27 protein-coding genes, 2 pseudogenes and 1 other annotated feature (1 of these 30 running past the window's edge) are annotated in these 21989 nt (G+C 59.1%); of the genes and pseudogenes, 14 read left to right on the top strand and 15 right to left on the bottom strand.

The genetic code is table 11. From position 1 onward, the window contains the following. Window positions 1–125: a sequence feature (16S ribosomal RNA rRNA prediction is too short), on the bottom strand (it extends 367 nt beyond the left edge of the window). A gap of 322 nt (window positions 126–447) precedes the next feature. The 3 genes and pseudogenes from NF78_RS30700 to NF78_RS33335 all read right to left on the bottom strand — a co-directional run. Next, complete coding sequence (locus tag NF78_RS30700; RefSeq protein WP_156119599.1) at window positions 448–594, bottom strand: hypothetical protein; 147 nt, start codon at window positions 592–594, stop codon at window positions 448–450. Between the two features lie 44 nt (window positions 595–638). Beyond that, window positions 639–812: a hypothetical protein gene (locus NF78_RS33340; protein ID WP_412768517.1), complete on the bottom strand. Its 174-nt coding sequence runs from the start codon at window positions 810–812 to the stop codon at window positions 639–641. A gap of 277 nt (window positions 813–1089) precedes the next feature. Next, a pseudogene (locus NF78_RS33335) lies at window positions 1090–1272 on the bottom strand (transporter); the annotation flags it as partial. Between NF78_RS33335 and NF78_RS01530 the strand changes: the two are divergent. Beyond that, entirely contained in the window at window positions 1271–1882 is a 612-nt protein-coding gene (locus NF78_RS01530) for a phosphatase PAP2 family protein (RefSeq protein ID WP_052049574.1), read from the top strand. The pseudogene NF78_RS33335 and the gene NF78_RS01530 sit on opposite strands and share 2 nt — an antisense overlap. A 620-nt stretch (window positions 1883–2502) precedes the next feature. Here the strand turns inward: NF78_RS01530 and NF78_RS01525 are convergent. Beyond that, window positions 2503–2886 carry a 2-oxoglutarate and iron-dependent oxygenase domain-containing protein gene (locus NF78_RS01525; protein ID WP_052049572.1) on the bottom strand — a complete coding sequence of 128 codons (384 nt, stop codon included), beginning with the start codon at window positions 2884–2886 and terminating at the stop codon, window positions 2503–2505. Window positions 2887–3433: 547 nt separating this feature from the next. Here NF78_RS01525 and NF78_RS01520 point away from each other — a divergent pair. Then, on the top strand, window positions 3434–4225 hold the full coding sequence (locus NF78_RS01520) for an MBL fold metallo-hydrolase (RefSeq protein WP_052049569.1): 792 nt from the start codon (window positions 3434–3436) through the stop codon (window positions 4223–4225). Window positions 4226–4269: 44 nt separating this feature from the next. On the opposite strand, the gene NF78_RS01515 is transcribed toward NF78_RS01520, so the two are convergent. The 6 genes from NF78_RS01515 to NF78_RS01490 form a co-directional block, all read right to left on the bottom strand. Continuing rightward, window positions 4270–4860 (bottom strand): Uma2 family endonuclease, encoded by a 591-nt coding sequence (locus tag NF78_RS01515; protein WP_035984485.1) that lies wholly within the window; start codon window positions 4858–4860, stop codon window positions 4270–4272. A 131-nt stretch (window positions 4861–4991) separates the two neighbouring features. After that, window positions 4992–5705 (bottom strand): methionine ABC transporter permease, encoded by a 714-nt coding sequence (locus tag NF78_RS01510; protein WP_052049568.1) that lies wholly within the window; start codon window positions 5703–5705, stop codon window positions 4992–4994. Beyond that, entirely contained in the window at window positions 5662–6669 is a 1008-nt protein-coding gene (locus NF78_RS01505) for a methionine ABC transporter ATP-binding protein (protein ID WP_052049566.1), read from the bottom strand. The genes NF78_RS01510 and NF78_RS01505 overlap by 44 nt, the downstream gene beginning before the upstream one ends. A gap of 24 nt (window positions 6670–6693) precedes the next feature. After that, entirely contained in the window at window positions 6694–7509 is an 816-nt protein-coding gene (locus NF78_RS01500; protein WP_035984484.1) for a MetQ/NlpA family ABC transporter substrate-binding protein, read from the bottom strand. A 94-nt stretch (window positions 7510–7603) separates the two neighbouring features. Further along, window positions 7604–8476, bottom strand: a complete 873-nt coding sequence (locus NF78_RS01495) for a CmcJ/NvfI family oxidoreductase (RefSeq protein ID WP_052049564.1) — start codon at window positions 8474–8476, stop codon at window positions 7604–7606. Between the two features lie 253 nt (window positions 8477–8729). Then, window positions 8730–9716 carry an isopenicillin N synthase family dioxygenase gene (locus NF78_RS01490; protein WP_035984482.1) on the bottom strand — a complete coding sequence of 329 codons (987 nt, stop codon included), beginning with the start codon at window positions 9714–9716 and terminating at the stop codon, window positions 8730–8732. Window positions 9717–10449: 733 nt separating this feature from the next. Here NF78_RS01490 and NF78_RS01485 point away from each other — a divergent pair. The 4 genes from NF78_RS01485 to NF78_RS01470 all read left to right on the top strand — a co-directional run bounded on the left by NF78_RS01485 (window position 10450) and on the right by NF78_RS01470 (window position 12406). After that, window positions 10450–10971 carry a phycocyanin subunit beta gene (locus NF78_RS01485; RefSeq protein ID WP_035984480.1) on the top strand — a complete coding sequence of 174 codons (522 nt, stop codon included), beginning with the start codon at window positions 10450–10452 and terminating at the stop codon, window positions 10969–10971. 63 nt (window positions 10972–11034) lie between these two features. Continuing rightward, window positions 11035–11526, top strand: a complete 492-nt coding sequence (cpcA, locus tag NF78_RS01480) for a phycocyanin subunit alpha (protein ID WP_035984479.1) — start codon at window positions 11035–11037, stop codon at window positions 11524–11526. A gap of 236 nt (window positions 11527–11762) precedes the next feature. After that, window positions 11763–12185 carry a hypothetical protein gene (locus NF78_RS01475; RefSeq protein ID WP_156119597.1) on the top strand — a complete coding sequence of 141 codons (423 nt, stop codon included), beginning with the start codon at window positions 11763–11765 and terminating at the stop codon, window positions 12183–12185. Window positions 12186–12196: 11 nt separating this feature from the next. Beyond that, window positions 12197–12406 (top strand): hypothetical protein, encoded by a 210-nt coding sequence (locus NF78_RS01470; protein ID WP_035984476.1) that lies wholly within the window; start codon window positions 12197–12199, stop codon window positions 12404–12406. Window positions 12407–12489: 83 nt separating this feature from the next. Here NF78_RS01470 and NF78_RS01465 read toward each other — a convergent pair whose 3' ends face one another. Continuing rightward, window positions 12490–13308, bottom strand: a complete 819-nt coding sequence (locus tag NF78_RS01465; RefSeq protein ID WP_035984475.1) for an FHA domain-containing protein — start codon at window positions 13306–13308, stop codon at window positions 12490–12492. 40 nt (window positions 13309–13348) lie between these two features. Between NF78_RS01465 and NF78_RS30695 the strand changes: the two are divergent. Beyond that, a pseudogene (locus NF78_RS30695) lies at window positions 13349–13495 on the top strand (ISKra4 family transposase); the annotation flags it as partial. Here the strand turns inward: NF78_RS30695 and NF78_RS01460 are convergent. Together NF78_RS01460 and epsC are read right to left on the bottom strand one after the other, a co-directional pair. Further along, window positions 13484–13852, bottom strand: coding sequence for a hypothetical protein (locus tag NF78_RS01460; protein ID WP_052049563.1), 369 nt, complete (start codon window positions 13850–13852; stop codon window positions 13484–13486). The pseudogene NF78_RS30695 and the gene NF78_RS01460 overlap by 12 nt on opposite strands. A gap of 1 nt (window position 13853) precedes the next feature. Next, window positions 13854–14633, bottom strand: a complete 780-nt coding sequence (gene epsC / locus NF78_RS01455) for a serine O-acetyltransferase EpsC (protein WP_081972461.1) — start codon at window positions 14631–14633, stop codon at window positions 13854–13856. A gap of 154 nt (window positions 14634–14787) precedes the next feature. Between epsC and NF78_RS01450 the strand changes: the two genes are divergently transcribed. The 7 genes from NF78_RS01450 to NF78_RS01420 all read left to right on the top strand — a co-directional run bounded on the left by NF78_RS01450 (window position 14788) and on the right by NF78_RS01420 (window position 20753). Then, on the top strand, window positions 14788–15621 hold the full coding sequence (locus NF78_RS01450) for a sulfite exporter TauE/SafE family protein (protein ID WP_197064736.1): 834 nt from the start codon (window positions 14788–14790) through the stop codon (window positions 15619–15621). Further along, window positions 15618–16088, top strand: a complete 471-nt coding sequence (locus NF78_RS01445) for an HAD family hydrolase (RefSeq protein WP_035984474.1) — start codon at window positions 15618–15620, stop codon at window positions 16086–16088. Before NF78_RS01450 ends, NF78_RS01445 begins: the two co-directional genes overlap by 4 nt. A gap of 58 nt (window positions 16089–16146) precedes the next feature. Beyond that, window positions 16147–16656: a hypothetical protein gene (locus tag NF78_RS01440; RefSeq protein WP_197064735.1), complete on the top strand. Its 510-nt coding sequence runs from the start codon at window positions 16147–16149 to the stop codon at window positions 16654–16656. Window positions 16657–16786: 130 nt separating this feature from the next. Continuing rightward, a complete protein-coding gene (locus NF78_RS01435) occupies window positions 16787–17467 on the top strand; it encodes a phosphatase PAP2 family protein (RefSeq protein WP_052049555.1) in 681 nt (226 codons plus the stop codon). A gap of 316 nt (window positions 17468–17783) precedes the next feature. After that, window positions 17784–19148, top strand: a complete 1365-nt coding sequence (locus NF78_RS01430) for a YeiH family protein (protein WP_081972460.1) — start codon at window positions 17784–17786, stop codon at window positions 19146–19148. Window positions 19149–19322: 174 nt separating this feature from the next. Continuing rightward, window positions 19323–20111 (top strand): phosphate/phosphite/phosphonate ABC transporter substrate-binding protein, encoded by a 789-nt coding sequence (locus NF78_RS01425; RefSeq protein WP_035984472.1) that lies wholly within the window; start codon window positions 19323–19325, stop codon window positions 20109–20111. Window positions 20112–20237: 126 nt separating this feature from the next. Next, window positions 20238–20753 carry a DUF29 family protein gene (locus NF78_RS01420; RefSeq protein WP_035984471.1) on the top strand — a complete coding sequence of 172 codons (516 nt, stop codon included), beginning with the start codon at window positions 20238–20240 and terminating at the stop codon, window positions 20751–20753. Window positions 20754–20870: 117 nt separating this feature from the next. Here NF78_RS01420 and NF78_RS28835 read toward each other — a convergent pair whose 3' ends face one another. Then, entirely contained in the window at window positions 20871–21071 is a 201-nt protein-coding gene (locus NF78_RS28835) for a hypothetical protein (RefSeq protein ID WP_072015940.1), read from the bottom strand. A 194-nt stretch (window positions 21072–21265) separates the two neighbouring features. Beyond that, window positions 21266–21949: a TerC family protein gene (locus NF78_RS01415; RefSeq protein ID WP_035984470.1), complete on the bottom strand. Its 684-nt coding sequence runs from the start codon at window positions 21947–21949 to the stop codon at window positions 21266–21268. Window positions 21950–21989 lie beyond the last annotated feature (40 nt).

Raw genomic sequence — 21989 nt, 5'->3', positions numbered from 1 at the left:
TGTCCCCATCCTAAGGGCAGATCCTCACGCGTTACTCACCCGTCCGCCACTAGATCCGAAGATCCCGTTCGACTTGCATGTGTTAAGCACGCCGCCAGCGTTCATCCTGAGCCAGGATCAAACTCTCCATGTTAGTTATCAACTCCCTAAAGAGCTAACAACAATCGACTCCATGAGATTAGAGTCAGATGTTCGAATCCCGGATACCTCAGTATCCGTTCTGTCTTGCTTGACCTAATTCAGCATTCCTGCTACCATTAGACCAATTTAATCCTTGACAGGAACCAATTACCAATACATTCGACGGTGCGGTCAGATTGGCAGAGACACCATCAAAAATTCTCACATTTTCAAAAAGGACAGCCGTTGGCTGAGAATTGTTGCCGCTGCCAGGGCTTTGGGCAACACTCACTTGGGTCATTAGCCCCAAAAGTCCCAACAGTACAGTCAGCCCAGCGATTGGGTGATCTCGGCGTACTGGGGGCTCTTTTCGGCGATCGGGTCGGCGTTGGCGGGGCGGGCAACGCCGACCAGCACCAGCAGTACGCCCGCAAACAGCAGAAAGCTCAAGGCATTTTTGAGGGTACGAAGCATAGAAACAGTCTCCTTGATGAATAAACTGGACAAATCTAGGGCGGTCAGGGCCGCAGCAGTCGGTAGGTTTCGCTATCGATCAGAATGTAGAGGCCCAGGGCAATGAGCACCGGAGGCACCAGGCGGTGGCCGATGCGGGCGATGCGGTCGCGCACCAGCGGATGGCTGACCACCGCCAGGGCCAACCCATACCAGAGGGGAATTAGCAGGGCAAACACCAGCAGGGTCAGACCCAGCTCGGTCCAAGTTTGGCCCGCAAACAGCGACAGCCCCCAGCCAGATCAGCACGAAGGGGAAGGCGCGGCGTACGTAGCGGGCCATGATGAATGCCAACTGGGGCTGGCGCACCAGGCTGTAGGAGAGGGTCAGCCACAGGCCGATGGCGGCATAGCATACAGCCAGAATAATGCCGAGCCGGGGCAGGGTGGTGCTGGCAAACAGGGGAATGTAGATGGCCAGGTTGTTGCCGCCGTTGGCCAGGGTCACCGCCGATACTTTGTAGGTCTGGGGGTCGCGCAGGGTGTGCCACAGGGAGGTCTGCCGCACTTTGCGGTAGTGGGGGTTGGTGGGGTTGGCGATCGACACGTCTACCGTTTCGTCTTCGTCCATAGTTTGGCGGCTGAGCAGGGCGTTGACACCAATGGCGATGGGCAAGAAGCCCAGCAGGCCAATCCACATGTCCCTCATCGCCCTTGGCCTGCTGGTCGCCGCCTACCCCGCCCTGCCCGCCTGGGATGCGGCTTTTTTGCTGCGGCTGCACCGCTACGCCAGCCCAGCGCTGAATCGGGGCGTGGCGATCGCCACCGACCTGGGCACCTACTGGGGCGTGATGCCCGCCAGTGGGGGGCTGATTGCCCTGGCCCTGGTGCGGCGGCGCTGGCCCGTGGCGGCCTATCTGACCCTGGTGACGGGGGGCAGCGCGGTGCTGAACCTCAACGCCAAACTGCTCTGGCATCGGGTGCGACCCGCCCTGTGGGAGGGCATTCCGCCCCATGCCGACTTCAGCTTTCCCAGCGGCCACGCCACCTACTCGATGACCTTTGTGCTGGCCCTGGTGCTGATCAACTGGGACAGCCCCCGACGGCCCTGGCTGATCGGGCTGGGGGGCCTGTTTGCCCTGGCCATTGGCGCGAGTCGGGTGTACCTGGGGGTGCATTTCCCCAGCGATGTTGTGGGGGGCTGGCTGCTGGCGATCGCCTGGGCGGTGGGCCTGCACCAGGCCATGTTTCGCTGGTGGCCGCTGCGGGTTGCGGCCCAGGCCGACTTGCCAACCCCATCGCGGGACTGACCCACCCTCGACTGCCTGCGTAGAATTGAAGTTGAAAACACTTGTAATTTTTTCTCAATCATGAGAGGCTGCTAGGCAAAGAGCGGTATTCCGATTGGGATACCGTTCTTTTGTTTTGAGGCTCCTTGGGCGATCGCGCCAGGGGCTAATACCGAGTCCGCCTTGGCTACCCCCGATTAGCTGGGGGCAAGCAACCGTTTGCCCCTACAGATTGCCCCCTTGGGTGTCGAGGGTATGGGATTTGGATTTGGTATAACCCAGGGCCACTCGGTCTCTGGGAGAGATGACCGACTGACGTTTCACAATAAAAATCATCATGACTAGACCTAAGGAGGACTGGAGAGATTATCCGGATCAGCAACTGCCGGATGAAGACGCGGTCTACCACCAGCAGGGCTGGACGGCCCTGTTCACCCAAGAAGACTGGTGGGCCAACTGGCTGGGGGCGGGCTTTGTTTTGGTCGCCCTGTTTGGCTGGGTGACCTCTGTCCCCGGCATTGGCCGCTGGACAACGAACCCCTTTGAGGCCATTCCTCTGGAGACCATTCCGGGGTTAATCGGGTTGTTGATCGGGCTGGGATTGGTGACCGGATTGGCGGTCGCCACCACTGGCGAAAGCGTCAAGCGCTACTGGGGTTGCGTCCGTGCAGGGGAGTGCCCGCCCGCACCAGGGGGTGATCGTCGCTCAGCTCGGCCCCCAGGTAGAGGCCCTCCTTCAGGTCGGGCTGGCCCGAGGTCAACTCACCCCCCACCGGAAAGTAGCCCCGCCAGGCGCGGCCCCCTTTTGCCATGGCAATGGAGAGCTTGGTCTCCAAAGGCTGGGCAAAGAATTCCCGGCTGAGTGTTTCAAGCCGCTGCTGCACCCCCTCGTCTACCCCGTGGCCGGTGATGTAAAAAAAGCCGTGCTGACGACAGGCCTGTCCCAGCTGTTCGGCCACCGCTGCCGTATTCTCGGCCTCAGTGAGTAGTGGAGCAATATTGATTACAGGGATGGTCTGGGGCATGGGTGCTCCTTTTAGCGTCCTAAGTTGATGGGGTAGGGGGTGGGAGGGTAAGGGGTAGGGGGTAGGGGGTGGCAGTCTCGATCTGCCGTAGGGTGGGCTCCGCCCACCGGCCTTAGCGCAGTGACATGCGTCGTGGGATGGGTCATTGTCCGGTGTCCATGGGCGGCGCGTTGGGCTTTGTCACAACACCCTCTGTAGCATCGGTTTACTGGGGCTTACTGGGGCTGCCTAACATTCTGACTCCTAATATAGGAATATGTTTTGCCTGGCGCTTGCGATCGCACCAGAGCAAAATTGTTGCCGCAGAAACAATTGTTGCAAAGCCTTACATTGAAACTCAGAAATGGAAGTTAAAGGCCAATTAAATTGTTGTCACAAAAACAATTAAGCCAAATTTTTGAACGTTTTTTGTAGCTCCAAAAACAATTGCTATTCCTAAATTTTTCGTAACAAAATGGGATCTTAATTTGATCTGAGCCCATTGTCAAATAATGTGAGCCCGGTACCCTCACCATTGTCAGTTAATGTGAGCCCCAAATCGCACCGTTTGCGAGCATGGGCGATCCCGTTTGCGAGCCGCTACACCTACCTGGTGGCCGATCGCCAGACCCGCCAGGCCGCCCTGGTGGATTCGGTGCTGGAAAAGGGCGATCGCGACCTCCAGATCCTCAACGATTTGGGCCTGACCTTGCGCTACTGCCTGGAGACCCACATCCACGCCGACCACATCACCGGGGCGGGCAAACTCCGCCAGCAGACCGGCTGCCAGGTGCTGGTGCCCCAAAACGCCGCCCGCTCCGCTGATCACAGCCTGGCCAATGGCGAAACTCTGAGTTTGGGTACGGTGCGCATTGAGGCGATCGCCACCCCCGGCCACACCAGCGGCCACCTGGCCTACCTGGTCAACGGCACCCACCTGCTGAGTGGCGACGCGCTGCTGATTCGCGGCTGCGGTCGCACCGACCTGCAAGGGGGCAATGCGGGCACCCTCTACGACACCGTTACCCAGCGGCTATTTACTCTGCCCGACGACACCTGGGTCTACCCTGCCCACGACTACCAGGGCCGCACCGTCTCCACCATCGGCGAAGAAAAGCGGCTCAACCCCCGCTTCAGCGACCGCAGCCGCGACCAGTTCATCACCCTGATGGCCCACCTGGGCCTGAGCTACCCCAAAAAGATGAACCAGGCCGTACCCGCCAACGAGTACTGCGGCGACTTCATCCCCCCCATTGAGGGGGAACCAGCGGCGGCACTGCCCACAGAACAGGAGCAAACAGAGCAGAACGTGGCCGCCAATGCGGAGATTTTCGAGAGCTACTTTGCCATGTATATCTGAATGTGAGGGGGTGGTTGGGTAGGGGTAGGGAGTGGATGGCTGTTTCACATCGTCGGTTGGGAGTCTGGGGTGAGGATTAACCCGCGATAGACGTGCTCGATCGCAAAACTCAAACCAATGCTTTGCAGCTCAATGGTGTCGCCGGGTTGATAGTTGATGATCACCCAATCGTCGGCTTCGGTTTTGTGGTAGAGATCCATCTCAATTTTGGTAGAGCTGACCAGCAAATAATCTTGCAAGACTGGGTTTTGGCGATACAGCCTGAACTTGCCCCCCCTGTCGTAGGCTTCAGTGCCTTCTGACAACACTTCAACGACCAGGCAGGGGTAGGTGATGTACTGGGGCGTTGTCCTGTCGCGCTCGTCACAGGTAACGCTGGCATCGGGATAGGTGTAGTTCTGGGCTTCAGCAATCTTGACCTTGATGTCAGAGTTGCCGGTGATACAGTCGCTGCCCTCTAGATGGGTGTCAAACAGGGTGGTTAGCCGAATGGCAATGCGACCATGATTCACACTGCCACCGCTCATGGCATAGACTTCACCGTCGATATACTCATACTTTTCTGGCCGGGTTTCTTCCCAAACCAGATATTGCTCGGGGGTGAGGCGAGGCGCGTTGTCGTTGACGGCAATCATACAGCTAGGCCAGGAAAATGCCTGAAGGACTCAAAACAGGCACAGCCCTGTGGGCCAGCCTTTTAACCCGATTCTAACAACCACCCCCCCACCATTGCCGCTACACCCCTCACCCCTTACTCCCCACCCCCCTACCCCCTTACCCCCAACAACCGCCGAGCAAAACCACGCCTCGGGGCAGCGACAGTACCACCCGTGCGGCGCAGCCCGTTGGCTACGGTGTCGCCCAACCACTGAATTAGCTGCACCATGGCAATCAGAATCACCACGGTGAACAGCATCACCCGCGTATCAAAGCGCTGAAAGCCGTAGCGAATGGCCAGATCGCCCAGCCCGCCGCCGCCGACTACCCCCGCCATGGCTGAGTTGCCAATCAGGCTGATCACCATCAGGGTGAGGCCCAGCACCAGGGCGGGCAGCGACTCTGGAATCAGCACCTTGCGGACGATGTCCCAGTAACTACAGCCCATGGCTTCAGCGGCTTCGATCAGCCCCCGATCAACCTCAAGCAGGGCGGTTTCGGCCACGCGGGCAAAGAAGGGCACAGCGGAGACCGTGAGGGGCACCAGGGCGGCGGTGCTGCCGATGGTGGTGCCGACAACCCATCGCGTCAGCGGCAGAATCGCCACCAGCAGAATGATAAAGGGCAGTGATCGCACCGCGTTGATCACCCAGCCCAGCCCCTGATTGACCAGCGGGTGGGGCAAAAAGCCCTTGGGGCCGGTGATCACCAGCAACAGCCCCAGGGGCAGGCCAAACACCGCTGCCAGCAGCGACGAAAGGCTGACCATGTAGAGGGTTTCAAGGGTTGCTGTCCACAAACTGTTGAGCAGTTGGCTGTCCATGGTGTACCTCGACGGCGATGTTGAGCTGGGTTAGCTGGTCGAGGGCGCGGTAGCGCTCCGGCCCCACCAGCTCGATCTGAAACTGCCCCACCGGCTGCTGACCTATGGTTTCGATGCTGCCATTGAGAATGTTGACCTCGACATCAAACTGGCGGGCCAGGGAGGTAATAAAAGGTTCATTGGCCACCTCGCCCCGAAAGGCCACGGTGGCGAGCAGGGCGTGGGGTCGGGGCTGGTAGTGCTTCAGGCGGGGAAAGAAATCCTGCGCCAGGCGGGAGCTGGGGCGGGCGGCCAGATCGACCACGCGACCCCGTTCCACCACTCTGCCCTGTTCTAAAACCGCGACGCGATCGCAGATGCGCTTCACCACCCCCATATCGTGGGTGATCAGCATGATGGTGAGGCCAATCTTCTGGTTCAGGTCCTTCAGCAGCGCCAGAATCGACTGGGTAGTCTGGGGGTCCAGGGCCGAAGTCGATTCGTCCGACAGCAGCACCTTGGGGTCGGCGGCCAGGGCGCGGGCAATGCCCACCCGCTGCTTTTGCCCCCCCGACAGCTGGGCCGGGTAGTGTCCCCCCTTGCCCTCCAGCCCCACCAGGGCCAGCAGTTCTTCCACCCGAGCTTTGCGGCGCAGGCGGCTGTAGCCCATCACCTCCAGGGGCATGGCGATGTTGTCGGCGGCGGTGCGCGAGCTGAGCAAATTGAAGTGCTGAAAGATCATGCCGATGCGCTGGCGGGCGCGCCGCAGGTCGCCCCCTGCCAGGGCCGTGATCTCTTGGCCATCGATAATTACCCGGCCCGAGGTGGGCGTTTCCAGCCGGTTGACACAGCGAATCAGGGTGCTTTTGCCAGCTCCGCTCTGGCCAATCACCCCAAAAATCTCCCCCGCCGGTATCTCTTCACTGAAGGTGTCGAGGGCCACAAAGGAGCCGTACACCTTGCGCAGGTCTTGAATAGTAATCATTGGGCTACCTTCAGGTGAGCAGGATCAAAATACCGGAATCACTGCCCCCTGGTACTTTTCTTCGATAAACTGGCGCACCTCGGGGGTGGTCAGCAGCCGGGCCAGGGTCTGAATTTGGGGATTGTTTTCCTGCCCGCCCAACACCACCAGCCCGTTGGCGTAGGGGTTGTTTTGGGGGCTTTCGAGGGCCAGGGCATCCTCGGCGGGGTTGAGGCCGACGGACAGGGCATAGTTGCCATTGACCACGCCAATATCGACATCCTCCAGGGCACGGGGCAGCTGGGCTGCCTCTAGCTCCACCAGCCGCAGGTTTTTGGGGTTGGCCTCGATGTCTTGCTTGGTGGCCCCCACCCCGGCACCGCCCCTGAGGGTGAGCAGGCCGTTGTCCTGGAGCAGCTTTAGCGATCGCCCCAGGTTGGTGGCATCGTTGGGCACCGATACCTGGGCACCGTCGGGCACATCGTTCAATACCGTCAGGCGATTGGAGTACAGCCCCAGCGGTTCTAGGTGCACCGCCTGCACAAAGGCCAGATCCAGCCCCCGCTGCTGGGCAAAGTCCTCCATGTAGGGCACGTGCTGGAAGTAGTTGGCCTCCAGCTGGCCGTCGTTGAGGGCCGTATTGGGCAGCACGTAGTCCGAAAATTCGACCACCTCCAGGGTGAGCCCCTCGCTGGCGGCCAGGTTATCGCGCACGTAGGCCAGAATTTCGCCGTGGGGCACTGGCGAAACACCTACCCGCAGGGTGCCGCCCCCAGTGCCGCCCCCAGTGCGGTCTCCGCAGCCCGCAAACAGGCTGGCGGTAAAAGAAGCAGTGGTGAAGAGAAAGAATCGACGTTTCATAGCGGTTCAGCGAAAAGTAGTAAGAGAAATGGATTGGGGAAAGGCCGCGATCGCCCCCCCGATAAACCCTCTAAACTCGCCCCCTAGGAGCCCCCTAAGCGCCATAAAACACTAGCGCCCGCACCTCAATGCTCTCTCGCGGCGGTGCCGTCAGGCCGGTGGTGGGGTCGGTGAAGGCAGTGTGGGCGGTGAATCGGGCCACCCCGCTGAGGGAAGAATCGAAGCACTTAAAGGCCAGGGCCTCGTGCCGCTCCATCTGCGGGAAATAAAACCACTGATGGGCCGGGTTGTAGGTGACGGCGTAGGTCTTGCCGACGCGATCGCGGTAGACCAGATCCCGCGTCACCAGGTCGGTGGGGTCGATGGTTTGGGCATGGCAGAGGGCCAGGGGCGATCGCACCACAGGTGCGCCAATCGGTCGCCACAGGTTGACAATGGCAAACCGCTGCCGCAGCAGGGCCGTGGCCGAAATGCCCAGGCGCTCCAATTCCAGCCGCGCCCGGCTGAAGCCAGAACTGGCCGTGAAGTCGTTGTGTACCCGCTCGACCGGGGGTTGCAGATCGCTGCGCCCCTGATCTGTTCGCCCCTGGCGCTGCCAAAAGCTGTGGCGCAGATTGTGGTCAAACACCACCACCGCCTGGGCTCCTGTCAACCCCCGCAACAGCCGCTCCACCTCAGGGTAGTAGCGCCGCTGCACCTCATCGTCATCGTAAAAATTGGCCACGGCACTGGGCTGCTGCACCAGCTGAAACCCCTCCCGATCTAACGACAGCGGCTCTGGCAGACAGCGGGCATCGTGGATGGGCAGGGCGTGATTTTCGTATTCGGCATTGTCTCGCCACACCCCCAGCGGCGGCTCAGTTACATAGAAAACCGGCTTTTTTACCCTAGGGCTGAGGTAGGCCAGATCCGCCGTAACCGTAGGCAGAGCAAGGGGTTGACTGAGAACAGAAGCGGCAGTAGACATGACAGCGAGGAGCGAGAAAATCTCGATAGCAGGGACATCTGAAGGGATGGACTCTCAGGTCAACCCAGCCAATCAGCCAGCCAGACCCGAGACATTAACCCTCACCCTGACACAGCCCCCTTCAGACACTTAGTAGACTGAATCACAATCGAAACAAGATTTAATTGTAGCTAGATCTAAATTCATTTATCCCTATTCCCTATGTCTTAATCTTTTACCCCCCACTCCCTACTCCCCACTCCCTACTCCCCACTCAAATCACCGCCTGCCTCAACTCCGGAAACACCTTCCCCACCTTGCCCAGCACATAGTCGCCGTAGGTGCCCTCAAACAGCCGCAGGCTGGCCCCGTCCCAGCGCTCGTGCCAGTCATCCTCTTGAGCACCCACCAGGGAGGCAATGGGCTCCACTCGGGCGGCAAAGTTTGGGTCAAAGAAAAAGGGGAAGGAGAGGCGACTGGTTGCCGAGGTATTCTTTACCCGGTGGGGAGTCGAGCGGTAGAGGCCGCCTGTGATGCGATCGAGCATGTCGCCGATGTTGCAGACAAAGGTATTGGCGATCGGCGGTGCCTCGATCCACTGTCCCTGGGATTTCACCTGCAAGCCCCCCAAATCATCCTGCTTAAGAATGGTGAGCAGGCCATAGTCGGTGTGCTCACCCACCCCCCACTGGTCGCTGGAGGCCTCGGCGGCGGGGTAATTGAAAATGCGAAACAAAATCAGCGGGTCATGGGTGTAGCGCCGGTCAAAATAGTCGGCCTCCAGGCCCAGGCTGAGGGCGATGCCCCGCATCACGGCGTGGCCCAACGCCGTCATCGCCGCCAGGTAGTCCAGCACCGTCGGTTGCAGCTCAGGGATTGTTTCGGGGAACAGGTTGCGTCCGTGCAGGGGAGTGCCCGCCCGCACCAGGGGGTGATCGTCGCTCAGCTCGGCCCCCAGGTAGAGGCCCTCCTTCAGGTCGGGCTGGCCCGAGGTCAACTCACCCCCCACCGGAAAGTAGCCCCGCCAGGCGCGGCCCCCTTTTGCCATGGCAATGGAGAGCTTGGTCTCCAAAGGCTGGGCAAAGAATTCCCGGCTGAGTGTTTCAAGCCGCTGCTGCACCCCCTCGTCTACCCCGTGGCCGGTGATGTAAAAAAAGCCGTGCTGACGACAGGCCTGTCCCAGCTGTTCGGCCACCGCTGCCGTATTCTCGGCCTCAGTGAGTAGTGGAGCAATATTGATTACAGGGATGGTCTGGGGCATGGGTGCTCCTTTTAGCGTCCTAAGTTGATGGGGTAGGGGGTGGGAGGGTAAGGGGTAGGGGGTAGGGGGTGGCAGTCTCGATCTGCCGTAGGGTGGGCTCCGCCCACCGGCCTTAGCGCAGTGACATGCGTCGTGGGATGGGTCATTGTCCGGTGTCCATGGGCGGCGCGTTGGGCTTTGTCACAACACCCTCTGTAGCATCGGTTTACTGGGGCTTACTGGGGCTGCCTAACATTCTGACTCCTAATATAGGAATATGTTTTGCCTGGCGCTTGCGATCGCACCAGAGCAAAATTGTTGCCGCAGAAACAATTGTTGCAAAGCCTTACATTGAAACTCAGAAATGGAAGTTAAAGGCCAATTAAATTGTTGTCACAAAAACAATTAAGCCAAATTTTTGAACGTTTTTTGTAGCTCCAAAAACAATTGCTATTCCTAAATTTTTCGTAACAAAATGGGATCTTAATTTGCTATATAAGTGAATCAAGGTTGATGCGGAGAGCCTTTCTTGTCAAATGTCTGGCGAGTATTGGCTGCGCTCACTCCACAGTTTTACATGGTAGGTTTTGTCTGGCAGTCTTTGCTCAGGCTTCGCTAAATTTGTGGATCGGATTGGGCATTAAACCCGTGCCTGATTTTTGTGCGCTCTGCGATGTCAGAAAGCTGTGTTTATGAGCCTGCATCAACCGCTGTACCGAATAGCAATGACATTAGTCTTTAGGAGACCCAAGTTATGGCCTTTGATGCTTTTTCTAAGGTGGTTTCTCAAGCTGATAGCCGGGGTGCTTACCTTAGTGATGACCAGGTAGATGCGTTGATCAACCTGGTCAGAGACGGCAACAAGCGCATTGATGCGGTTAACCGCATTACCAGCAATTCATCGGCGATCGTGGCCAGCGCTGCCCGCGATCTATTTGCCGAGCAGCCACAGCTGACAGCCCCCGGCGGCAATGCCTATACCAACCGGCGCGCTGCCGCCTGCCTGCGCGATCTAGAAATTATTCTGCGCTACGTCACCTACGCCATTTTTGCTGGGGATGCCAGTGTTCTAGAAGATCGAGCCCTGAATGGCCTGCGCGAAACCTACGTGGCGCTGGGTACCCCTGGGGCGTCGGTCGCTGCTGGCATTGAGAAGCTTAAAGAAGCTTCCATTCGGGTTGTAAGCGACACCGCCAATATCACCCAGGGCGATTGCAGCTCTCTCATTTCTGAGCTGTCTAGCTATTTTGACCGAGCCGCGGCAGCAGTGGCCTAGGTTTTGGCTGTTTCCACACTCTTTACTACCCTTTACTCATCTACGTTTGAGGTAATCTTTCCGATGTCAAAAACACCCTTAACCGAAGCCATCAACACTGCCGACTCCCAGGGGCGGTTCTTGAGCAGCGCTGAGTTTCAGGTGGCCTTTGGTCGCTTTCGCCAGGCTGAAAACACTCTGGCGGCGGCTAAAACCCTGGCTAGCAAAGCCGATAGCCTGGCTCAAGGGGCCGCCAACGCGGTCTACCAAAAGTTTCCCTACACCAACCAGCTCCAGGGGCCAAACTACGCTGCTGACGATCGCGGTAAAGCCAAGTGCGTGCGCGACATCGGCTACTATCTGCGGATCATCACCTACGGGTTAATTGTGGGCGGCACTGGCCCCATTGACGACTACCTGGTTGCCGGTCTGGCTGAAATTAACAGCGCTTTTGAGCTATCACCCAGCTGGTACGTAGAAGCTTTGAAGTACATCAAAGCCAACCACGGGCTCAGCGGCGATCCTGCGGTAGAAGTCAATTCCTACATTGACTACGTGATCAACGCCCTCAGCTAGGGCACTCCATCGGGCTGCCGACTCCTAACGGCGGTTCCGCTCTTTCTCAGTGAAATGCGTCAAACGATCGCTTGTGTAGCGCTGGCCCTGGTTGCCGTCTTGTAGGAGGGCAGTAGCCAGCGTCAGCCGCTACACAGGTGATTTTTTATGGGCAGAAAATAAATTGCGATGGCAGAACGAAGGGGTAGGGGGTGAGGGGTAGGGGGTAGGGAATGGTAGGGTAACAACTTTGAACTTTGAATTTTGAATTCTCCACCTCTCATACGAAATCCTGGCTGGCCATACCCGATTGGATTAGGGCAAACAACCGTTTGCCCCTACAGGTTTACCTGCTGGATATCGGGGGCATGGAATTCGGATTTGGTATCATCTCTCCACGCCATCACTTCCCACCCCCCACCCCCCACCCCTCTCCCTTTTCACCCAATCCCCAACGCCGCCTTAATTACCCCCAGCTCCCGGCTGCGCCGCAGCCAGCGCAGCCAGCGCAGCCACTGCCGACCGGGGGCATCGAAGCAGGTAAAAATGTCGCCGTAGGCGATGCTGGTTTTTTTGTGGTGGAGCCAGTGCTGTTCGGGGGTGACGATGCCGATGAGTTCGGGAGCATGTCAGGTTTGCAAGGTCGGCTGAAACAGGTGAGGATGCAAGTGTTGACCTAAAGGCCTAACTGATGACCCCTGAGAAAGCCACCCAACTCAAAACTCATCTCGCAGCAATCGCTCAATTGCTCTACGAGGAGAGCGATCCGGCTGACATGCAGACTCTAGAGGGCATTGAGATGACCGTGCGTGAGCAAATTCAGGCGCATGTCAGCCCAGAACTCGGCCATTTTTTATCCGCACGGTTAGCGGCACAGCAGCCGGACGCACACGACAGTTGAAAAGTACCTTGGGCCAGTTGAGCGTCACTACTCGTCAAGCGGAACGGCTTGCGGTGCCTGCCCATCGCCAGTTAAGCCCTCATTTAGAAAACTGTTGCCTGCGTGTGAGTGCAAATGTTTCTTACGAACAAGCCGCCCAAGATGTCGCCTATTTGACGGGCATCAACAGGCTTCATGCTTTTGATGTCTTGTATAGCCTTAATAACCTTGTACTCATCAGCAGAAGCAAGTACGTGGTCAATAGGCCGACCTATATTGTGCTTGAATAGGCGAAAAAGGCTTAGATCTTGAATATCTAAAGCCTCTTTAAAGGATAAAATAGTGCCTATTTCGTCCAGGCATACTACGAACTCTGGGGATATGGTTTGCGATAGGACTTTTGCAGGCAAATCAGATAATTGCTCCTGATGCATGCAGGCAAGCAGGAACTTCTTAAAGTTTTTATAACCAAGTGGACTGCGATCGCCATCCTCAAGTTTGACAAATAGTGAATAAACACCCCGACAAATGACAATTAGATCACCATCCTGAAGCTGTTGAGACTTACGCACTACACCATTGATGGCCAGGCCATTCATACTTGGTTTTCCCTGCTCATTGCCATCGGCAATCCAGCAGGTTTCACCTATAGCCTGAATGACGGCATGGTGGCGAGAAACCCCCTTATACTGCAGAACAATATCGTTGCTATTATGGCGACCAATGGTTAGCTTTTCCTTTTCCAGGGGAAAAATCCGAATCGTATTACTATCGCAAACGATCAATGCATGCCTACTGGGCTTGCCAATTCTAGAGTAGTATTCTAATTCCTGAATACTACTTTGGTTAGATGCAACGACTTCACAGGCATTTCCATCAACTACTTCCGTTGAAGTTTTTTCCATTTTTAAGCTTTGTAACATCGCATCAATGTAAAAAATGTATCACCAATGTGCTCAGGATATTGGCTCAGGGGCGGTTGAATCGGCTATCAAGCAAATCAGCCGCAGAGTCAAAATCTCAGGGGCCCAGTGGAATGAGGACAATGTTCCCCAGGTGCTGGCCCATCGTTGTGCTTATCTCAATGGAGCCATTGGGTTACAAAGGTGACATGCTCCCGATGAGTTCTAGCCCCTGCCGGAGCCAGGCCGGGGTTTGCCAGCCGAGGGCGGTGGTGTGTCGCCACCACACGTGAGCCTGGCCCAGGCTCAGCCCCAGGGCCACCCCCCAGGGCGAGAGGGGCAGCAGCAACAGCCCCAACACTATATAAGGAATGGCTCCCAGGAGGCCATCGAGCAGCACGGTGGCGGTGGGGCTGAGCACGGCGTAGTGGCGGAAGGTTTGCTGCCCGGCGTGGTGAGTGCTGAGGTGCAGCTTGCCGAAGACGTGTTCGGGGATGTGGTAGCAGAAGGTGGAGAGGAAATCGCCGAAAAACAGAATGGCCACGGCTGCGGTGAGAAGGGTCATATCAGATGCCAGCTCCGTCAAAGAACGCTTCGATCAGGTCGTTGGACTGAGCCAGGGGTAGGGTTGTAGCGGGATCTGCGGTTCGCAGAGTCGCTAGCTGAGCTTCTAGAGACTGAAGCCGGACAAACAGCGATCGCAGCACCTGAGCTTCCAGGTCGGGCTGCCAGTCGGCGGGGGTGGGGGAGGCCGAGACAATCGGCCCCAGGTTGCGCCCCGGCACCCCCACCACGGCGGCGGCCCTGGGGGCGCTGCGCAGGACGATCGCCCCCGCCCCAATGCGGGCATAGTCGCCGATGTGGATGTTGCCCAGCACCTTGGCCCCCGGCCCCACCACCACCCCCTGGCCCAGGGTGGGGTGGCGCTTGCCCCGCTCTTTGCCGGTGCCGCCCAGGGTCACCTCCTGGTGGATGACGCTGCCCTGGCCGACGATCGCCGTCTCGCCGATCACCACGCCATAGCCGTGGCGAATCACCACCCCAGCGCCAATCTGGGCACCGGGGTGGATTTCGGTGCCGGTGACAAAGCGCCCCAGGTGAGACAGCAGTCGCGGCACCAGGGGAACCTGCCGCTGGTGTAGGGTGTGGGCCACCCGGTGAAGGCCGAGGGCCAGCCAGCCGGGGGCAAACAGGGCCGCCCGCGATCGCTCTGGCGGGGTAACCCTAGGGTCGTCTGGGGCAGGCCAACAGCGCCCGGGGGAATGGGAATTGCTGGAGACAGGGGAACGGTCAGATGCGAGCCCGCAGTCAGGGGCGGGGCGGTAAGACTCGGGAGAATTCGCCATTGTGTTTTGGGCGTGAAGGGCAGAACAGACAAGACAGCACAGCCGTTGAAAACAAACAATTTGTACGTCAGAAGTGATTCAAAAACAATTACGAGCGTATTGAAATTGTGGCATACTTTTCCCAGCATATACCGGTAAGTCGGTAGGATTTTAGGTGTATAACCTGATCGTCAGGGAAGGGGTTGAGCTATCGGTGGTTAGTCTTGGTTTGGTAGAGGGCATGGGCAGCCTGGAATTGTCTGCTTGGGTGCTGCTGGTGTTGACCGGAGTCTTTTTCCTCACCAGTGCGGTCAGCATGGTGACCGGCAGCACCTCGCTGATCACGGTGCCCGCGCTGATGCAGACGGGGGTAGAGCCCCAGGTGGCGATCGCCACCAACATGGCCGCCCTCACCCTGATGAGCGTGGGGGCCACAATCCCCTTTGTGGGCCAGAGCAAGCTGGATCTGCGCCGCGCCCCTGGGCTGATTGCCCTCACCCTGGTGGGTTCTGCTCTGGGGGCGCTGCTGCTGCGGTGGCTGCCCGACAGCGCCCTATCGCCCTTCATTGCGGCGTCGATGCTGGTGGTGGTGGGGGTGTCGCTGGGGTTGGGCAATCGCGGCCTACAGCCCAGCCCCAAGCCCCTGTCTCCCCTCTGGAATGTGGCCGGGTACCTGGCCACCTTTTTTTTGGCCATCTACGGCGGGCTGTTCAGCGGTGGCTACATCACCCTGCTGACGGCGACCTTCGTGGGCTGCTTTGGCCACACCTTCGTGGAGGCGATCGCCACCAGCAAACTGGTCAACATCTTCTCGTCTCTGATTGCCACGGTGATCTTTTTCTCCCTGGGACTGGTCAACGTCGGCCTCGGGCTGCTGCTGGGGGCGGCCATGTTCCTGGGTGCGTTTCTGGGCGGGCGGGTGGTGCTGCGCCTGCCCAACCGCTGGCTGCGCCGCATCTATGTCGTCACCGTCATTGCCCTGGCCCTAAATCTTCTGCTAAGACCATGATTGAGATCACTGTTCCCGGCTTCCGTCACCTACGCTTGGCGCATCTGGTGCTCGACTACAACGGCACCCTGGCCGTCGATGGCCATCTCCTTCCCCAGGTGGGTGAAAAACTGACCCAGCTCTCCCATGATCTACATATCTATGTGCTTACCGCCGATACCTTTGGGCTGGCCAAGACCGGGCTTGATGGCCTACCCCTCGACTTGACCATTGCCCCCGCCGAAGGTCAAGCCGAAACCAAGCTGGCCTTTGTGAGCGATCTGGGCACCGATCGGGTGGTCGCCATTGGCAATGGCCGCAACGATGCCCCCATGCTCAAAGCTGCCGCCCTGGGCATCGCCCTGGTGCAGCCCGAAGGGGGTGCGGTAGAAACCCTGGTGGCCGCCGATATCGTCTCCACCAGCATTCTCGATGCCCTCGATCTGCTCAGCCATCCAAAGCGAATCATCGCCACCCTGCGGGCCTAGGCCCAGCCAGCCCTGCCCTTAACATCTAACGATTTAACCCATCTAACTGATTAAAAAAATGACTCCTACGCCCGTGCTTGAGCCTAAAACCCAACCCGCCGCCTTAGATACCTCCCTCGCAGCACCAGAGATGCCCAAGTCAACCGGTGCCCTCCTGCGTCGCCTGTGGGGCGGCACCCTGGTAGTGGTGGGCTACCTGCTCTCCCCCCTCTGCTGGTGGAATGATTTAGTCATTAACCTGCCCCTGGCCCTGGGCTTTGGCTACCTGGTCAGCCGCCCCTGGCCCGATGCCCTGGTGCCGCTGACCGGCGTGGGCTACTGGCTGACCAACGTGGTCGGCTTTGTGCTGATGCAGCAGGGGGCCGTCACCGCCCTACAAAAAGAGGGGGAAGGTTCTAAAACGAACTCTCTCCGCAATGGGTTGATTACGTCTACTGTCTACACCGTGGCGATCGTGGTACTGGTGCAGTTCCACATTATCGAGATGCCGGATTTTCTCCAGGGCGATCTGTTGGCCAGCCTGACCACCGTGCTGCCTGACTGGATGATGGCTTGGATCTCGGCGTAGGGTGTGGGGAGTGGGGAGTGGGGAGCGTTTTTTTGTGTAGGGCATTGAAACGTGTGAACGTGGCAACGTGTAAACGTTCACACGTGCGAACGCTTAAATCTTGGAAACCCCTCTCTATCCCCCTCACCCCATGCCCCAGCCCACCCCCCACCCCCAACCCCCCACCCCCTACGGTCTACTACTCTCCCTCACCGCCCTCATCGCCCTCATCGCCCTTGGCCTGCTGGTCGCCGCCTACCCCGCCCTGCCCGCCTGGGATGCGGCTTTTTTGCTGCGGCTGCACCGCTACGCCAGCCCAGCGCTGAATCGGGGCGTGGCGATCGCCACCGACCTGGGCACCTACTGGGGCGTGATGCCCGCCAGTGGGGGGCTGATTGCCCTGGCCCTGGTGCGGCGGCGCTGGCCCGTGGCGGCCTATCTGACCCTGGTGACGGGGGGCAGCGCGGTGCTGAACCTCAACGCCAAACTGCTCTGGCATCGGGTGCGACCCGCCCTGTGGGAGGGCATTCCGCCCCATGCCGACTTCAGCTTTCCCAGCGGCCACGCCACCTACTCGATGACCTTTGTGCTGGCCCTGGTGCTGATCAACTGGGACAGCCCCCGACGGCCCTGGCTGATCGGGCTGGGGGGCCTGTTTGCCCTGGCCATTGGCGCGAGTCGGGTGTACCTGGGGGTGCATTTCCCCAGCGATGTTGTGGGGGGCTGGCTGCTGGCGATCGCCTGGGCGGTGGGCCTGCACCAGGCCATGTTTCGCTGGTGGCCGCTGCGGGTTGCGGCCCAGGCCGACTTGCCAACCCCATCGCGGGACTGACCCACCCTCGACTGCCTGCGTAGAATTGAAGTTGAAAACACTTGTAATTTTTTCTCAATCATGAGAGGCTGCTAGGCAAAGAGCGGTATTCCGATTGGGATACCGTTCTTTTGTTTTGAGGCTCCTTGGGCGATCGCGCCAGGGGCTAATACCGAGTCCGCCTTGGCTACCCCCGATTAGCTGGGGGCAAGCAACCGTTTGCCCCTACAGATTGCCCCCTTGGGTGTCGAGGGTATGGGATTTGGATTTGGTATAACCCAGGGCCACTCGGTCTCTGGGAGAGATGACCGACTGACGTTTCACAATAAAAATCATCATGACTAGACCTAAGGAGGACTGGAGAGATTATCCGGATCAGCAACTGCCGGATGAAGACGCGGTCTACCACCAGCAGGGCTGGACGGCCCTGTTCACCCAAGAAGACTGGTGGGCCAACTGGCTGGGGGCGGGCTTTGTTTTGGTCGCCCTGTTTGGCTGGGTGACCTCTGTCCCCGGCATTGGCCGCTGGACAACGAACCCCTTTGAGGCCATTCCTCTGGAGACCATTCCGGGGTTAATCGGGTTGTTGATCGGGCTGGGATTGGTGACCGGATTGGCGGTCGCCACCACTGGCGAAAGCGTCAAGCGCTACTGGGTTGCCTTCCCAGCCCTGTTTTTGTTGACCACCCTGGCCTACGTGCTGGGTCGCCAGGAAACCCTGAGCGGCTGGGGCGTGGACCAGGTGATCTGGGGCCTGGTGGTGGGCCTGGTGGTGAGTAACACCATTGGTACGCCCCAGTGGCTGCGCCCCGCCCTCAAGAGCGAGCTGTTCATCAAAACCGGCCTGGTGCTGCTGGGGGCCACGGTGTTGTTTAACCGCATTCTGGTGCTGGGCAGCTACGGGCTGGCCGTCGCCTGGATTGTGACGCCGATTGTGCTGTACTTCATGTACCTGCTGGGCACCCGCTATCTGCGGATTTCTAGCCGCGAACTGGTGACGGTGGTGGCGGCAACCACCTCGGTGTGCGGGGTGTCGGCGGCGATCGCCACCGGGGCTGCGGTGCGGGCCAAGCGCGAAGAAATCAGCTTTGCCATCTCGGTGTCGCTGATTTTCACCGCCCTGATGATTGTCGGTATGCCGATTTTAGCCGGTGTGCTGGGCCTGAATGAATTTGTGGCCGGAGCCTGGATCGGCGGCACCGTTGACGCCACTGGGGCGGTGGTGGCGTCGGCCTCCATTCTGGGCGAAAGTGCCACCGAGGTAGCCGCCATCATCAAAATGATCCAGAACGTGCTGATCGGCTTTTTGGCCTTCATCATTGCCATCATCTGGGTGACTAAGTTTGAGGCCCAGGAAACCGGTCGGCAGCCCTCTGCCCTGGAGATCTGGTACCGCTTTCCCAAGTTCATTCTGGGATTTGTCGGCGCATCGCTGCTGTTTTCCTTTGTGTTTATCCCCGGCCTGGGCCAGGACGCCACCGACGGCATTCTGTCGGTGGCCAATGGGTTCCGCAACTGGCTGTTTGCCCTCACCTTTACCGCCATTGGTCTGCAATCGAACTTTGTAGAAATGGCGCGCCTGGTGCGGGGCGGTTCGCCAGTGGTGCTGTACGTGGTGGGGCAAACCTTTAACGTCCTGCTGACCCTGCTGGTCGCCTGGATCATGTTCAGCGGCACGTTCTTCCCGCTGCCCAGCGTGTAGGTGGATGGGTGGGGAGTGGGGGGTGGATGGGTAGGGGGTGGGGGGTAGGTTTGGTGGTTGGATACAGGGGATAACGTTTTAGCACCCCACACCCCACACCCCACACCCCACACCCCACTCCCCTCACTCCCCACTCCTCACCCCCCACTTCCTACCCCTCACTCTCCAATCCCAATGCTCGCCGTCTCCTACCTCTCCCCTAACCTTCTTTGGCTGTATCGCGCTATTGGGGATTATCTGGGTCAGCACTTGGGCTGCTCGGTGGAGGTCATACAGGGGGAGCATGACCCGCTGGAGGATCCGGCTCTGGCAGGCGATCGCTGGGACTTACTCTTCATCTGCGGTCTGCCCCTAATGCGCTACGGGCAGAGCGCGCCCCACCAGCTGCGGCCCCTGGTGGCTCCGGTAATGGCCGGGGTTCGCTACGGCGGGCAGCCGGTGTACTTTTCGGATGTGGTGGTGCGGGCGGATAGTGCCCTGTACACCTGGGACGACCTGGCCCAAACGGTATTTTCCTACAACGATCGCGGCTCCCACAGCGGCTACAGCCGGATGGGCTACGAGCTGAGCCAGCGGGGGCAAAACTGGGGGTTCTTTCGGCAGCGGGTGGAGTCGGGAGGGCATGTGCGATCGCTGCAACACATCCTCACCGGGCAGGCCGACTGTGCGGCGATCGACAGCACCGTCCTCGACCAGGCCCTGCGAAACGATCCTGCCCTTGGCCAAAAGCTCCGCATTATCACTAGCCTCGGCCCTTCCCCCATGCCGCCCATCGCCGTTTCCCAACGGCTGGGCCAGGATGTGATCTCCACATTGCAGCAGGCCCTCCTCCAGCCCGACGCCGCGCTGCAACAGCAGCTTGCCCAGGCGGGGATTTTGCGGTTTGCAGCGGTGGACTGGGCTACCTATGGGCCGGTGTTGGCGATGTATGGGGAGAGTGAGGGGGTAGGGGGTGGGGAGTAGGGCGCAGACCAATGTGTCTGCCCTGATAGGGGTGGATAGGGGGAGTAGGGAGTAGGGGGTGAGGGTTTTTGGTTAGAGTGGAGGTGGGCATTTTGCACTGGGCGATTGTTGCGTACTGACTGTCCTATGACCCAAGAACTGGTGGAGCTGAGACATAGCCTTTTAGAAGGTCGCTACGACGACGCCCTGGTGCTGGTGGACGAGCTAGAAGGCATGGGTAAGCAAGCGATTCTGCGCAATATCGAGTCGTTTTTGGTGCGGCTGCTGGTGCATCTCATCAAAAATCAGGTCGAGCAGCGCCTTACCCACTCCTGGCTAGTGTCAATTTCTGACTCAATCTTGCAAATTAGTAAGCTGAACCTCAAAGACAACCAGACCAGCCACTACATTAAAGCTGATGACTGGGACACCTACCTGGAAGACGCCCTCGAAGAGGCTATCTTACCCGCCAGCCTGGAAACCTTTGAGGGCAAGCTCAAACCAAAGCAACTGGCCACCCGTATCGATCGCGCCACGCTGCTCACCACCGCCCTGGAACTCTTGCAGCTCACCTACACCACCCCCCGCAAAGCGCTACCCAATCGAATTAACGATGTTCTGGCCACACTGCCCGGTGGAGCGGAGTGGTTTGAGGAAGAGTGAGGGGGTGGGGAGTAGGGGGTAGGGGGTAGGGGGTGGGGAGTGGGGAGTGTCTGTATGCAACTCCAACCCCTGCAACCACCAACTAAACCTACCCCCCACCCCTTCACCCCCTACCCCTCACCCCTCCACTCCTCTCGCTCGCCACGCCAAAAACGCTTCCAGCGTCGGAAAGTAGCGGATCACCTCATCCAGGCCCAGGGGTCTACCCGAGCGGTAGCCGTCCCAGTAGGCGGAGTCGGTGCTGCGGGGCAGAAGACCGGCATCGCGATCGCGGCATCCCCGTTGAAACCATTCCTCTCGTCTAGAGTTGGTTTTCATAACAACCTCAATAAATTAAGAAGGCAGAAGGAGAACTTTGAATTCTGCCTTCTGATACCGAATCCGCCTTGGCTACCCCCGATTGGTCGGGGGCAAACAACCGTTTGCCCCTACAGGTTGACCCCTTGGGTACCGGGGGTAGGGAATTCGGATTTGATATACACCTCTTCCCTACCCCCTACTCCCCACCCCTTCTACCCCTCCATCTCCACCCGCTTGGAAAATCCCCAGGCAAACAGAGCAGCAATCACCCCCAGCACCGCCGACTGGGGCGGTACCATGGCCGGATGGATCACTTTGCAGAGCAACTGCAAGCCCACTCCCAACACCGCCAGGTAGGCGGCATCTTGCAGATAGACATACTCTTCCAAGCAGCGCACAAACAGCCCGGCCAGAAATCGCAGGGTAATGACGCCGATGGCGCAGCCGGTGATCACCAGCCAGAGCTGGTCGGAGAGGGCGATCGCTGTGGTCACGCTATCCAGAGAAAACGCCAAATCCGTCAGGGCAATCAGGCCAATCACCCGCATCAGCGAATTGCCAGAGGGGTCGGGTGTTGGCTCTGAGCCTGGGATGTCGCCCATGAGCTGGGGCCAGAAGTGCTTGCCCCCCAGCCACAGCAGATAGCCCGCCCCCAGCAGTTCAACCTGCCAAAAGTGCACCACCCAGGTGGCGGTGAACAGCAGCCCCACCCGCAGGGCAAAGGCGATCACCAGACCCCAGTTGAGTACCTGCTGGCGCTGGTGGGAGTCGTGAATGGGCTGGGCCAGAGCGGCCAAGACCACGGCGTTGTCGGCAGATAGCACAGTTTCCATGGCCACCAAGGCCAGCAGCATGGAAACTGTGTCTAGGGAAAGTTCAATTCCGGCCAAGGCCATAACTATCTCCAACGTAATGTCACTCTGCGATAGATAACCC

The organism is Leptolyngbya sp. KIOST-1 (genome assembly GCF_000763385.1).
In the GTDB taxonomy this organism is placed as follows: Bacteria; Cyanobacteriota; Cyanobacteriia; order Phormidesmidales; family Phormidesmidaceae; genus Nodosilinea.
Note: the sequence above shows the minus strand (reverse complement) of the source record. Positions and strands in the feature narration are given on the sequence as shown.